Annotated in this window: 14 protein-coding genes; 2 read left to right on the forward strand and 12 right to left on the reverse strand. The window is 38.7% G+C overall.

Annotation, left to right across the window (positions count from 1 at the left end; translation table 11 throughout):
* Positions 1-6 precede the first annotated feature (6 nt).
* The 5 genes from JFU50_RS24985 to JFU50_RS25005 all read right to left on the reverse strand — a co-directional run bounded on the left by JFU50_RS24985 (position 7) and on the right by JFU50_RS25005 (position 6,583).
* Positions 7-702, reverse strand: coding sequence for a CoA transferase subunit A (locus JFU50_RS24985; protein ID WP_201180689.1), 696 nt, complete (start codon positions 700-702; stop codon positions 7-9).
* A gap of 31 nt (positions 703-733) precedes the next feature.
* Positions 734-2,119 (reverse strand): GntP family permease, encoded by a 1,386-nt coding sequence (locus tag JFU50_RS24990; protein ID WP_201180691.1) that lies wholly within the window; start codon positions 2,117-2,119, stop codon positions 734-736.
* A gap of 607 nt (positions 2,120-2,726) precedes the next feature.
* A complete protein-coding gene (locus JFU50_RS24995; RefSeq protein ID WP_201224658.1) occupies positions 2,727-4,397 on the reverse strand; it encodes a sigma-54 interaction domain-containing protein in 1,671 nt (556 codons plus the stop codon).
* Between the two features lie 66 nt (positions 4,398-4,463).
* A complete protein-coding gene (locus tag JFU50_RS25000; protein WP_201180694.1) occupies positions 4,464-5,639 on the reverse strand; it encodes an acetyl-CoA C-acetyltransferase in 1,176 nt (391 codons plus the stop codon).
* Positions 5,636-6,583: a 3-hydroxyacyl-CoA dehydrogenase family protein gene (locus JFU50_RS25005; RefSeq protein ID WP_201180696.1), complete on the reverse strand. Its 948-nt coding sequence runs from the start codon at positions 6,581-6,583 to the stop codon at positions 5,636-5,638. The genes JFU50_RS25000 and JFU50_RS25005 overlap by 4 nt, the downstream gene beginning before the upstream one ends.
* A gap of 263 nt (positions 6,584-6,846) precedes the next feature.
* Here JFU50_RS25005 and JFU50_RS25010 point away from each other — a divergent pair, with 263 nt between their 5' ends.
* Positions 6,847-7,623, forward strand: coding sequence for a 3-hydroxybutyrate dehydrogenase (locus JFU50_RS25010; RefSeq protein WP_201224660.1), 777 nt, complete (start codon positions 6,847-6,849; stop codon positions 7,621-7,623).
* A 777-nt stretch (positions 7,624-8,400) separates the two neighbouring features.
* The gene (locus JFU50_RS25015) at positions 8,401-8,658 is read left to right on the forward strand and encodes a GntR family transcriptional regulator (RefSeq protein ID WP_201224662.1); all 258 of its coding nucleotides are present in this window, start codon (positions 8,401-8,403) and stop codon (positions 8,656-8,658) included.
* A 41-nt stretch (positions 8,659-8,699) separates the two neighbouring features.
* Here JFU50_RS25015 and JFU50_RS25020 read toward each other — a convergent pair whose 3' ends face one another.
* From JFU50_RS25020 to JFU50_RS25045, 7 genes are all read right to left on the reverse strand, one after another.
* Positions 8,700-9,692 (reverse strand): NAD(P)/FAD-dependent oxidoreductase, encoded by a 993-nt coding sequence (locus tag JFU50_RS25020; RefSeq protein WP_201224664.1) that lies wholly within the window; start codon positions 9,690-9,692, stop codon positions 8,700-8,702.
* Between the two features lie 279 nt (positions 9,693-9,971).
* Positions 9,972-10,226 carry a ferredoxin gene (locus JFU50_RS25025; RefSeq protein ID WP_057215514.1) on the reverse strand — a complete coding sequence of 85 codons (255 nt, stop codon included), beginning with the start codon at positions 10,224-10,226 and terminating at the stop codon, positions 9,972-9,974.
* Positions 10,227-10,463: 237 nt separating this feature from the next.
* Positions 10,464-11,171: a VOC family protein gene (locus tag JFU50_RS25030; protein WP_342366313.1), complete on the reverse strand. Its 708-nt coding sequence runs from the start codon at positions 11,169-11,171 to the stop codon at positions 10,464-10,466.
* A 3-nt stretch (positions 11,172-11,174) separates the two neighbouring features.
* The gene (locus tag JFU50_RS31825; RefSeq protein WP_342366314.1) at positions 11,175-11,423 is read right to left on the reverse strand and encodes a VOC family protein; all 249 of its coding nucleotides are present in this window, start codon (positions 11,421-11,423) and stop codon (positions 11,175-11,177) included.
* A 45-nt stretch (positions 11,424-11,468) separates the two neighbouring features.
* On the reverse strand, positions 11,469-12,257 hold the full coding sequence (locus tag JFU50_RS25035) for an SDR family NAD(P)-dependent oxidoreductase (RefSeq protein WP_235569509.1): 789 nt from the start codon (positions 12,255-12,257) through the stop codon (positions 11,469-11,471).
* A 41-nt stretch (positions 12,258-12,298) separates the two neighbouring features.
* Complete coding sequence (locus tag JFU50_RS25040; RefSeq protein ID WP_201180703.1) at positions 12,299-12,808, reverse strand: aromatic-ring-hydroxylating dioxygenase subunit beta; 510 nt, start codon at positions 12,806-12,808, stop codon at positions 12,299-12,301.
* A 21-nt stretch (positions 12,809-12,829) separates the two neighbouring features.
* Positions 12,830-14,131: an aromatic ring-hydroxylating oxygenase subunit alpha gene (locus JFU50_RS25045; RefSeq protein ID WP_053345929.1), complete on the reverse strand. Its 1,302-nt coding sequence runs from the start codon at positions 14,129-14,131 to the stop codon at positions 12,830-12,832.
* Positions 14,132-14,149 lie beyond the last annotated feature (18 nt).

The following is a 14,149-nucleotide window of genomic DNA, read 5'->3' on the forward strand; positions in this document are numbered from 1 at the left end:
CCCTTTTTATACGTTAGTGGTTGTAAGTTTTTCAATTCGTTTTTGATAATGGTTTCCTACAAAGATTTTTTGTACATAAACCCCAGGAGTATGAATTTCATCTGGATCAAGCTCTCCAATATTAACAAGCTCCTCCACTTCGGCAATCGTGATTTTCCCCGCGGTGGCTACAACTGGGTTAAAGTTTCTTGCCGTTTTTCTATAAATGAGATTACCAAACGGATCTGACTTCCATGCTTTGATAAAGGCGAAGTCCCCGACTAGCCCTTTTTCCATAATGTATGTGCGACCATCAAATTCCTTATGTTCTTTACCTTCAGCCACTTCTGTCCCAACTCCAGTAGCTGTATAAAAAGCAGGAATACCTGCTCCACCCGCTCTTAGACGCTCAGCAAGCGTCCCCTGAGGAACTAGCTCAACCTCCAGTTCTCCATTTAAAAATTGTTGCTCAAACAGTTTATTTTCACCTACATAAGAAGCAATCATTTTTTTGATTTGCCTATTCTCCAACAATAGTCCGAGACCTGCATCATCGACTCCACAATTATTGCTGATAACAGTCAAATCTTTTACTCCTTTATCACGCAAAGCATGAATTAGATTTTCTGGAATTCCACTTAATCCAAAACCGCCAACAACAATCGTTGCTCCATCCTCAATTTGTTGAATGGCACTATCCAAAGAAGACAATAATTTTCCCATTTTCTCCATCTCCATTTCTTAGTTTATTCTTTTAAATAAACAGTGATGCTGAAAAAGCAAGGATGAACACTGTAACCGTTTTCAAGATCGTAATAACAAATATGTCTTTATACGATTGCCGATGTGTCAATCCTGTAATCGCAAGTAATGTAATAACGGCACCGTTATGTGGAAGCGTATCCATCCCTCCGGATGCCATGGAAGCAATACGATGAAGCATTTCCGGGCTGAACCCAACAGTTTGTGCCACCTGCAAGTAATGACTTCCCATTACCTCTAATGCAATGGAAAGTCCACCAGAAGCAGATCCGGTAATTCCTGATAGCACATTGACAGCGACTGCTTCCGAAACGAGTGGATTGCTGCTTGCGTTGAACACCCAATTTTGAATCACAGAGAAACCCGGAAGCGTTTTCACAACATTTCCAAAACCAACCTCAGAAGCGGTATTGAAGATTGCTAGCAAAGATCCCATTGCAGCAGCTGTTAAACCACTTGCCAGTTTGACCTTTATGCGCCCAACATTCAGAAGCATCGCTGCTAGGATCCCGATTGTCAGTGCAACAATTAAAGACCAAGAAGAAGTTACGGAGCTTACATCAGCGATATTGAAGGTTTCCTTTAACATCGTGCCATCATACCAGTTCTTTACGGAAATAGCACTGCGACTGAAAGCGAAGTTGAACGCAACTACAAGCACAAGTGGTACGATGGACAGCCAAAAGTTAGGCAGGTTTTGCTGTTCGCCACTTTCGGGTTCATTAGTATGTCCTTCCCCGTAACCTTCACCTTTTGCTAACGCTTGTTTACGACGATGTTCTAACCAGATCATTCCACCTGTGAATACCATGATTGCGCCAATGATTCCGATTAATGGTGCCGCATACGTATCTGTTCCAAAATAATTCGTTGGAATGATGTTTTGAATCTGCGGTGTTCCAGGAAGCGCATCCATCGTATAAGTGAAAGCACCCAGTGCTATGGTTCCTGGCAATAACCGCTTTGGAATATCCGCCTCTTTATAAATCGCTGCAGCAAATGGATAAACTGCAAAGGCTACAACAAACAGTGAAACCCCACCATATGTCAGCGCTGAACAGGCTAGGACTACAGCAAGAATGGCCCGCTTTGAACCTAGTGATTTAACGATGGTCTTGGCAATAGATGCTGCTGCACCACTCATCTCCATTACTTTCCCAAATATAGCACCTAATAGAAATATTGGGAAGAATGATTTTACATAATTTGCTGCATATGTCATATATGTCTCTGTATAGCTCGGTAACAAATGACCACCAGATAAAATGACCGCCAATAATGTAACAAGCGGTGCTATAATAATGACCGGATAACCTCTATAAGCTAAAAAGATTAAAAGTCCAAGAGCCACAACAATGGCTAAAATTTGAATCACCAATACAATTCCCCCTTTTCTCTTCTCCCTATGCCCCCAAATTCACATTTTCAATCGGATTTTACAATTCGAGCCTGCCTTCCCCAAGTCAAGCTGAATGATTATACTACTACTTCCCCCAATTGATAATGCTTTCAACAAACTATGAAACTTTAAAATTGCTCCCTATCCATTTTCCCAATCGTAGCCCTTTGTAAAATGACAGATGGACCATTCAGTAAAATACATATGCAATATTCGTGCCAACATAATTAAAATTTAAAATCACTCATCTATTAAAGCATTTCAAATCATTTTCCTTCCCCTTTTTATTAACTGTAGAAGCTAAAATCCTCTAAAACTGTTCAGGTTTCTTTACACTCTATTTATAACCTCAAAAAAAGTGTAAGCCTTTTCATACACTTTTCAAATTACCTCTCGTTTAATGAACGGATTTCTTAACACATTAATAAAAAATCCAAACAAAGAAAACTCGCCGACTTACACAAGTGTCGTAGGTTCCTAATAAAGACCACTACGAAACATCTATATTAATCCTCTAAAAGAGGTTGTTCAAAAGTATAAAAAAGTACCCGTTGCAAATGCAAGGGTACTTTTCTACAATCATAATTCATAAACCATACTTATTCATCTTCTCATAAAGTGTCGTCCGACTCACTCCGAGCCGCTTTGCCGTTTCGGATTTATTACCTGAAGTCATTTCCAGACAAGAAAATATTGTAGCACGTTCGGTTTCTTCCATTACTTCGGCTAAAGTGCGGATTGGGGCTAGTTCTTTGTGACCCGTTATTTCTTCAGGAAGATGCTTGGAATCTATCATTTCCTCTTCATCAACAATATTCAACGCGCGTTCAATGATATTTTCCAGCTCACGAATATTACCCGGCCACTTATAGAAACGAAGTAGCCGTAAAGCTTGATCACTCATACCCTGTACACGCTTTTTCATAAGGTTTTGGTATTTTTCAACAAAATAATTCACCAGAATTTCAACGTCCTCTAATCGCTTCCTTAAGGACGGAACGTGAATTTGGATGACCTTTAACCGATAATACAAATCAAGCCTGAACTCACCTTTTGAAACCATTTCTTCTAGATTGCGGTTCGTTGCCGCGATTACCCGTACATCAATCTGAACACTGCCCGTAGAACCGACCCGTTCAATTTCTTTTTCTTGTAAAACACGAAGTAATTTCACCTGCATATGCAGTGGTAGCTCACCGATTTCATCAAGAAAAATTGTCCCGCCATCAGCTGCTTCGAACTTACCTGCCTTCCCGCCTTTTTTTGCACCGGTGAAAGAACCCTCTTCATAGCCAAAGAGCTCTGACTCTAGCAATTCTGCTGGGATAGCTGCACAGTTCACTTTAACGAATACACCCATGGCTCGTCTGCTTTCATTATGAATGGAATGGGCAAACAGCTCCTTACCTGTTCCGCTTTCACCCAGTATCAACACATTTGAGTCACTTTTAGCTGCAATTCTGGCTTGTACTTTTACTTCCATAAGAGCAGGACTTTTCCCCATAATATGATCAAACGTATAGGATGCTTTATTTCTCTCCCGAAAATCACCTTTATACTTTTTTAGCTCTATTTCCAATAAGTTTACCCGTTTGGAAAGAGCCGTAAATTGCCCGACATTTTTAAATAATATTTTCCCGACCGCCCCTACGATTTTACCTTGTTTCAGAATCGGGGAACGGGTCGCAATAATGTAATTATCTTTAATTTTTTGTAATTCAGCGACTTCCTGTTTGCCAGTTTTGGCTACTAAATGCATACGGGTATTTTCGATGATTTCCGTTACATGCTTCCCAATTGAGCTTTCCTGATCGACCCCAAGAAAATCAGCATATGCATGGCTCAACATTTGTACATACCCTTCCGTATCGACCATAACCAAACCATCATAGGCAAATTCAATAATATCTTTAAAAAGGATTTCTTCATGATTATCAATATTAAGAAAATCATTTTTATTGTTCGTAAATAACAGGAAATAAAATTGATACTCCTCATCAGCCACTTGAACAATCTCTTTTCTAACAATCACATTATTACCGTTCAAATAAATAGGCGTATTTACAGCTGACAATAGATTTTTTTTAATAATCAACGTTGTTTGCTGATCAAATTGATCCTCTGAAAACCCCTCAGATAATACGCGATTGTATAGGACGATTTCTTTTTCGTTTTTCGTTACCAAAATCCCAAAAGGTAATTCTTCCAATATCGCTTTTACTAATTCTAATTGAACCGTTTTATTATCATTGGCCATACCTATTCTCCTTAATCCATCTGATGTTTACCCATTATATCATAGGAAAATAAGACCAAGTCACCTTTACCGTTCAACAATCAGCGCTGTACCCTGCCCGCCACCAATACATAAAGTAGCAAGGCCCGTTTTTGCACCTCTACGCTTCATTTCATACAATAATGTAACTAAAATCCGCGCACCAGAAGCACCTACAGGATGGCCAAGTGCTATCGCACCGCCATTAACATTCACTTTTTCTGGATCCAGTTCAAGGTCCTTCAGCACAGCGAGTGACTGTGCCGCAAAGGCTTCATTCACTTCCATTAAATCAATTTCATCAATTTTCAATCCCGCTTTTGCTAAAGCTTTTTTTGTCGCAGGTACTGGACCGTATCCCATGATTTTTGGATCAAGCGCAGCGTTAGCATATGACTTGATAGATGCTAAAATTTCCAGTCCCAGCTCGTCAGCTTTTTCTTTAGACATCAATACCAGCATCGCACCGCCATCATTGATTCCAGACGCATTTCCGGCCGTAACCGTTCCATTTTCCTTAAAAGCAGGTCGAAGTTTCGTTAGCTGGTCTATCGTTAGCCCATGGCGTGGATGTTCATCTTGGTCAACTAAGACCGTTTTTCCTCTGCGTTTATATTCAACAGGGACGATTTCATCTACAAATCGACCTTCAATTTGGGCCTTTTCAGCTTTCAACTGACTATGTAAAGCAAATTCATCCTGCTTTACACGACTGATTTCCCACTGTGCCGCAATATTCTCGGCCGTTACACCCATATGATACTGATTAAAAACATCCGTTAAGGCATCATAAGTCATTGAATCCACGACCTCGGCATTCCCCATCTTCTGTCCAAAACGGTAATTCGGAAGTAAATACGGGGCATTGCTCATGCTTTCAATACCCCCAGCAAGAATCACATCGGCATCACCAAGTGCTATGAATTGGGCCCCCATAATTACCGTACGGAGCCCCGACCCGCAAAGCTTATTGATGGCCATAGCTGGTGTTGTTTCCGGGACCCCTGCATGAATCGCAACCTGACGTGCCACATTTTGCCCTAACCCGGCCGATAGAATATTCCCAACCAATACCTCATCGATCATGTCAGCCGAAATATTGGCCCGCTTAATTGCTTCTTTAGCTGCTACCACTCCCAGTTCAACCGCTGAAACATTGGCAAGACTACCTCCAAGCGTACCAACTGGTGTTCTTGCTGCTCCTACAATCACTACTTCTCTCATAATACTTCCTCCTTCTCCATTTTTAATTTTCCTAGTTTAATAAAATTACGGTCCCTCTCATTGATTTTCTGAGAAACGGTAGATTCCTCATAAGTGAAAATCCCTTCACCTGACTTCGCCCCAAGCTTCCCCTTTTCCACTAAATCCCGAATAATGATCGGGGCTTGCTTACTTTGGTCCAACTCTGGTGCAACATTATCAAAAACGCGCTGCCATGTATCAAGTCCCCCAAAATCAGCAATCTCGATTGGCCCAGTAAACGCCCAGCGAAATCCAGGTCCCGCTGTAATGGCTGTATCAATATCCTCAGCAGTGGCTACGCCCTCTTTTAAGAGATAAAAGGCTTCCCGCATCAAGGCAGTCTGCAGACGATTGGCAATGAATCCTGCTATTTCTTTTTTTAAAAGAATCGGAGACTTGCCTATTTTACGAATTAAATCAAGTGTAGCCTCGACGACTTCCGGCTTTGTTACATTATGCTGAACAATTTCAACTAAAGGAACCAGATGCCCAGGATTAAAAAAATGCGCGATTATCATCCGGTCCGCAAACGAAGCAGTCTCCATCAATCGAGAAATCGGGAAGGTGGATGTATTTGAAGCAATAATTGCATCCTCTTTCACTATTTGCTCCAATTGTTGATAAAGGTCCAACTTCAATTCAATGACTTCCGGAATAGCCTCAATTATAAAGTCAGCATCCTTGACGGCCTCCTTCAAGTCAACCTTATATGTAATATTAGATAAAGCACCCTGCTTTTCCTGTTCAGTCATAGCACCTTCTTCAATGAGCAGGGATAGATTCTCAGATATTCGATCTTGGGCTTTCGATAGAAACTCTTCTTTAATATCGTTGATAGTGACGAAATACCCGCTAACTGCGAATGACTGAGCGATTCCACTCCCCATTACACCTGAACCGATAATTGCTATATTTTTGATCATCTCGTTTCTCCTTTCTTATCCATGATATTTCCTACATTTTACTCAACTTATATACATGCAATATCCATGCCAACACTAAGAGAAAATAAAAATCTTTTGTTATTTTGAAAATTATGATAGACTCTAAATCAATAACCATCCCCCCATATTTTTATTACCTTCCCTTGATATTTTAAATTTGCTTTCATATGAATATTCCCTATATATCAAACTAAACTTTTTGACAGATTTAGACCGTTACATTTTTTTTGGAGGAATGTAATATGGTTAAAGATAAAGTGGCGATCATTACGGGGTCTGCTAGAGGAATCGGTTTTGAAATTGGAAAGATCTTTGCTGAAAATGGAGCAAAGGTCGTTCTTTCAGACCTTAATCAAATTACAGTTGAAGATGCAGCTCTAGATTTAAGAAACAAAGGCTTGGAAGTCACCGGCTTTAAAGCAGACGTAACAAATGAAGAAGAAATTATTCAACTAATCAAACAGACCAAAAGGAAATATGGCCGAATTGATATTTTCATTAATAACGCTGGACTTCAGCATGTTGCTCCGATTGAAGAGTTCCCAACTGAAAAATTCGAACAGATGATCAAAATTATGCTAACCGCTCCATTCATAGCAATTAAAAACGTTTTGCCCATTATGAAAGAACAAGGTTTTGGCAGAATCATTAATATCTCTTCCATTAATGGACTGATTGGATTTGCTAATAAAGCAGCGTACAATAGTGCAAAACACGGTGTAATTGGATTGACGAAAGTCGCCGCCCTTGAAAGCGCATCTTCGGGAATAACAGTAAACGCCCTTTGCCCAGGATACGTGGACACACCTCTCGTACGCGGCCAACTGGAAGATCTAGCAAGAACAAGACAAGTGCCACTAGAAAGCGTTTTGGAAGAAGTTATCTATCCGCTCGTCCCACAAAACCGCTTACTCGACGTAAGCGAAATCGCCGACTATGCCATTTTCCTAGCAAGTGACAAAGCCCGAGGCATCACCGGCCAGGCTGTTGTGTTGGATGGTGGTTATACAGCTCAATAAAAAGAAAAGAGCTCCTACCAGAGGATTATAACCCGGATAAAGGACACTTAATAAAGCGCCCTTTATCTGGGTTTTCTTTATCCTACGAAGGAAACAAATAATAAATAAGGTGTTATTTTTTATTGACATTAAAAATGGTAGGTCATATCCAAACAAAAAAAGAAAGAAAAAAAGAGTTAGTAGCCATTAACCACTCACTCCGCAGATTTCAATTTCATAGGTACAAAATAAATTCATACTATTTAATCTTAAAGTTATAATTGAGAGTGCCTAAAAATTTAAGAAATTCTCAAATTCTTTTCAAATTTAAATTGGAATAATTTCTAAAAAAACGTCTTAAAAACCTCTTGGTGCTGACTACATTCATTGCAGATATATTCTATTTCTAATGCATCTTCTCTTACTGTATGAACTGTCTCTTTTTTACAAGTTTCACAAAATCTTTCTTCGCGTATTTCTTCCATTACTAATCACTCTCCATGTTCATATTGTCTTTTTTTACATTATTTTGTGTAGCTATTATATTTTGTGAATAATTAAAGGAAAAATACCATTTTTTCCTGAAGGACCTCCATAATGAAAAAGAAGAAAAGAATTCAGAGACAAAAAAACAACATTATGATGCGATTTCTAGAAACAAGAAGGCTCTGGGTGCCCATATATACGTATCGGCATTTGGTTATAGTAACTTATACCAGAAGCTTTGAATGACTTCAAATGAGTTTTAATATACAATTAATATACATGTATATTAATTGTATATTCGAAAGGAGCACCATGGAAGCAAACCATTATCAGTATATTAAAGAGCAAATTGAATATTATTCATCTAAACCCTTAAGGGAAGCAATATTTTACGTTGTTAAGAGTGCAATTATAGAAGGGGTATTTTTACCTAGGGATCGTTTAACGGAAGATGATATCGCCCAACAGTTTAACTATAGCCGTACACCGGTTCGTGAAGCATTGAGAAAATTGGAACAGGAAAACATTCAAGGGTATGGTCAAAAATTACTACCTTACCATTACCCTTGAAAATCACTTTTAAGACTACAATTTAATGCACTACTAGCAAATCATGCGAATAAGGAAGTACTATGCATTGGCTGAACTTTGGCTTTAGGATCAATATAGGCTTTAGCATTATTGACTGCAGTAGGACCTTCACCAAATCCTGTTGTAATTAATTTAACCTTTCCTTCATACGTACAAATATCCCCGGCAGCGTATATGCCTGAAATATTTGTTTCTTGCTTGGAATTAACTATAATTGAATTTTTCTCAAGTTTTAGACCCCATTCTTTAATTGGGCCAAGAGAGGAAATAAAACCATAGTTAACAATTAGGTCATCTATATCAACTAGTTCTTTTTGTTGAGTCTTAGTGTGTTCTAAGACAATTTTAGTGATTTGATCTGCTCCTACCAGCTCTGAAGGAACATATGGTGTTTTGACTTCAACAGACGAATTCATCAATTGGTTTACACTATGTTCATGAGCACGAAATTTATCTCTTCGATGTATCAATGTTACTTTTTCAGCGATAGGCTCAAGCATAAGTGCCCAATCAAGAGCCGAATCTCCACCGCCTAGAATCGCTACTTTTTTTCCTTTGAATCGAGTCATGTCATTCACAAAATAATGTAAATTCTTGTTTTCAAACTGAGTTGCATCTTCTAGTTCTAATTTACGAGGCTGAAAAGCTCCATTCCCTGCAGTAATAATAACTGATTTAGAAATATGAGTATCTAGGTTTGTAGTGATTTTAAATGTCCCATCTTCTTGCTTTTCAATCAGTTTAACCGCTTCGTCAAGACAAATCGTCGGTTCGAATACCTTCATTTGTTCTTTTAAATTCTCTACCAATTCTTGAGCCCGTACTTTTGGAAATCCAGCTATATCATAAATGAATTTTTCAGGGTAAAGAGCGGTGAGTTGTCCTCCCAATTGTGGAAGACTCTCTATGATTTTCACCTTTGCTTGCCTCATTCCACCATAGAAAGCTGTAAATAAACCTACTGGACCGCCACCAATAACTGTAATATCATCAATCTTCTTTTCTTCTATCATCAGTAATCACCTCGAGTTATACCCTATTAGAATCAATCGTTCTTCTTTCTGGTCATGGATCTATAAATCTTGAAGGGCGGACTTGCCATATTTCTAGTGATATTTCTCATTACCTGATAAGTGATATCAAAATACAAGGAGTCAAAAATGTTAAATGTCCGGCTTATGCTTTTCAATGTAGCAATAATAAATAATGTCAAACTAGCGACTTTATTTTCCTTACTAAAAAATAACATGATTCTAAGGAATCATATAAACCTGGTACTAGTTGAGACCATTTTAAGATATCTCCAGTTTAAAAGGATTACCATCAAAAGAAGCTTGGGCTATTTTTATAGATTCGGTTGGACATCCTTCTAAAGCATCTAGCACATCCTCCTCTAATTCATCAGGGATGACCGCTGTTCCTTCATTATTATCTAATGTAACAAATGCAATACCTTCTTCATCGTAATCATAAATTTCAGGAGCTGTAGCTCCACATGCTCCACAAGCAATACAAGTTTCTTTATCAACAATCGTATAATTAGCCATTTCCCCTCGTTTTCTCTCCTTTCTAAGTTCCAGTTTCTACCCAAGGCTCATACAAATCTGGTTGTAGAAATCTGGCTATTTCCTATGCTTTTTCTATTTACTCATTCTTGTTCAGATTTTCTATGTTTCCAAATTAATGCTTCACTGAGTATTGATAATTACTCATTATGTAAGTCATAAGTGTTCAGACACTTTAATATGAACACATATTTTAGCTGGTAATTGAATGACATTCGTTTACGTATCAAAACGTTCTAGCAATTCAATAATCACTTTATATGTCGATGTCGTGTCCATATATGCATATCGTCCTTTTCCGTTATAAAAGTTACCTGTCTGAATGACCGGATAACCCATTTTTTCCAACATCTTCATTTTCTCATCCATATCTTTTACGACAAACGAGATATGGTGAACTCCTTCCCCATACGTTTCAAGATGATGCTTCCAAGTACTCGGAGAATCGCCCGGCTCAATCAATTCAATTTGAATTAATGGCGTATTGAAAAATATATATCTTGATTTTCCTTCGGTAGGCTTTCCTTTGTAAATCACATTTGTTACCTCAGGGGAACCAGAGTGAATGATCGACGGTTTTTCCATATCTAGTAATCTACAGTAGGCATCCGCAGCCGCATCAAGGTCTTTAACGACAATTGCAAGCTGTTCTACTTTGTTAGTCCCTAAAAGCGGCTGAACGCTATCATCTTCCGGTTTTTCCCACACTGTTTGCCTCGGTTCTGCACTCTCAAGCAGTTCAACTAACGTTTTATGATCATCTAGTGTATCTACATACACGTACCGGCCGTCACTCGAGGTAAATTCACCTGTTTGCAATACTGGATATCCACTTTTCTCCATCACAGGAAGCCTCTTTTGGATAGAGTCAACATCAAAAGCAATATGATGAATTCCTTCACCTACTGTATCCAAAAACTCACGCATTGTTCATGGATTTTTATCCGGTTCTATGAGTTCGAATTGGACGGTTGGTGTATTAAGAAAAGCCAGTTTAGATTTTGAATCTGTTGGTTCACCTTTAAAAATCACCTTCGAAACAGTACTGTCACCAGTTAGAAATGGTTCAACCTTCTTAATGCCTAACAATTTTGTAAAAGCTACATTAGCAGATTCAATATCTTTTACAACAAATGCAAGCTGATTAATATTTCTATTGCCTAATAGTGATTCAGTCATGTTTATAAACCTTCTTTCTAAAGTCTATTTATTCTAAACATTCATTCAGCCAAGTCCCCTCACTGACAATCCACCATCACTAGAAATGACTTCACCGGTAATCGCGCGCGCTTCGTCAGAAGCTAACAGTACATACGCAGCAACGTGATCTTCTGGCAACTGGGCAAGTTGAAGTGGGTTTCTTTTTTTAATGCTGCTTGCTTTTGTATCATTATCCACGACTTTAACAAATGGGCGCAGAGGTGGAATGACCGATAATGCTGTCAGTGTGCCACCAGGCGCTACAGCATTTACCCGAATATTTGGAGCTAGTTCGAACGCAAGTTGGCGCATTAATCCGATTTGAGCGTGCTTGCTTGCTGTGTACCAAACGCCACCTCCATCAGGATAGAAACTTGCACCAGATACAGTAAAAATAATATTGCCATTAGATTTCTGCAGTTCTTCAAGTGCTGCTTTCGCACCGAAGAAAGAGCCTTTAACGTTAATATTGAGCAGGAAATCATATGCTTCGGAAAGTGCATCGGGAGTTACGTCGGCAAATTTAGCAAATCCATCGAAGACTCCTGCATTAGCGACGAGAACATCTAACTTCCCAAATTGCTTAACAGTGGCCTGTACAGCCTTCTCATTGTCTTCGTATTTACTTACATCTCCTTGGTTAATGAGAATTTCTTCACCAAATTCCTCTTTCATTTTCTTTAGCGTTTCTATAGAGCGGCCGATAATACTGACTTTTGCCCCTTCTTGTATAAAACGTCGAGTGACAGCTTCTCCTATACCCGAATTACCACCAGTAATCAACACTACTTTATCTTTTAAGGCCATTGCCATTGTAACCAACCTCCTTGTTATCTTTTTTACGATACTTACTGTTATACGAAGATAGCGAGGTTCCTTGTATTTATTGTTGTTTGATCAACAATGAATATCCGTTTGGAAAGTTTCCATTTACCATCTTCGAATATGAATTCATCATTTCGTTCCCCCGAAATCAAATCGTGTTGAATATCAGTGCTACGGCTTCGATAGATAAGTAGATAGCTCTTAACGACCGCCTTTTCACCTTCAACAAAGTCTTTAACACGCACGTTGCTGACAAAACGCCGCGTTCTGGAAGGAGGAATTTCTGCCCATGCATAATCCGTTTTCAAACGATCTACGCGGAGCTTAAGTAATTCAATATCATCATTAAATGTAAACATTTTAGTTGAATAATCCGGACGTTCAACTCCTTCCTTATTGACACGTACAGGCATTTGATAACACAAACTCGAATGCATTAGATCGAACCATTCATCAAATTCAATATCATCAAGTAATTGTGCTTCATCATACAACCACTGTTCAAATTCACATTTAACAAGCATTTCTTCCACTTTCATTTTTCTTCCCCCTCCCGCTTATCATTTCGTCATTAATTCCAACCAGTATTTATAAAAATTCCGTTGACTTGCTTCTGTAAATTTATCATCGTAAGCAACACCTGGTCCGATAAAATCAACAGGTTCGCGATGAAGACCCATTGTATAATTATAAGTTAAATTCTTTAGAAAAGGCATCGGACCCTGGGCGGCTTCAGTAATGTCCGTAAATACTTCCGTGTCATCTTGCTCAAAAATGCCAGATGGGCTAAACGTCAAGATAAACGAATCTCTTGAACGATCTTTCCAATCTTGAGAGGCGTTTTTTTCAACGAGCATCCAAGCGATTACTTCCATCTTATTGTGACCAATTGGCCGCCACATTCTAATTGAAGTGTTAGAGATAAACTGGTCTTTAATTTTTGTATGAGAAATTAAAAATGATAAGTTCGGGAAAACGTTTCCAATCATATTTTTTAAGTTTGATAATACTTCATATTGTTCTTCTGACAAATTACTTTTAAATTCATTTTTCAATTCTTCCGGGAAAGCAAAATCAGGGTTAGGTGTTCCTAAGTTTAGTCCATGTCCGTTTTCCGTATGAATTTGAAAACCACGCTTTGAATACGTTGCATTAGGTACCATTCCTAGTTTTGCAATTGAACCATGTGTGACCATCGTATGATAGGAATCACCAACAAAGTTATCAGAACCTACTTTCCAGTTAGAACTAACAACAAATCGTTGAGGGACCCCGATTACTTCCATTTCTGCCCGTCCTACAAGGATATCTAAATACCATTTAATATCACCTAGAAACTCTTCAAGCGGCTCTACATCTTCATTCCATGTTCCAAATAAAAGACCTTTATAGGATTCAAGCTTCACTTGGTGAAGCCCCATTTGTGAACGATCAAGCGTCCCGCCATAAATATCTTTTTGAAGTGGCACACCCACAAGCTCTCCTGTGTTTTTAAAGTTAAATCCATGATATGGACACGTAAATAAAGTCTTGTTACCTTTGTCAGCCCGACAAAGTTTCATTCCACGATGGGTACACATATTATAAAAAGCACGAATTCCCCCTTCATTATCACGTGTAATAATGAGCGAATATCCTGCGAGGTCACGTGTCATGTAGTCTCCTTTGTTCGGGACTTCAGATTCATGACCGACAAAGACCCATGTTTTCAAAAATACTTTTTCATGTTCTATATCGTAAACCGTTTGATTGCCTAGGAGGTAAGCAGGTATTACTCCTTCCTCTGGTTTGACCGTTTCGTTCAAATAGCTAACAACTTGCTGTTTCGACATTTCTTCTATGGATTTATCAGTTTTAAGCATACTTGTAGTCTCCCCTCT

It is taken from the genome of Peribacillus sp. TH14, from assembly GCF_016651145.1.
Lineage (GTDB): Bacteria > Bacillota > Bacilli > Bacillales > DSM-1321 > Peribacillus > Peribacillus butanolivorans.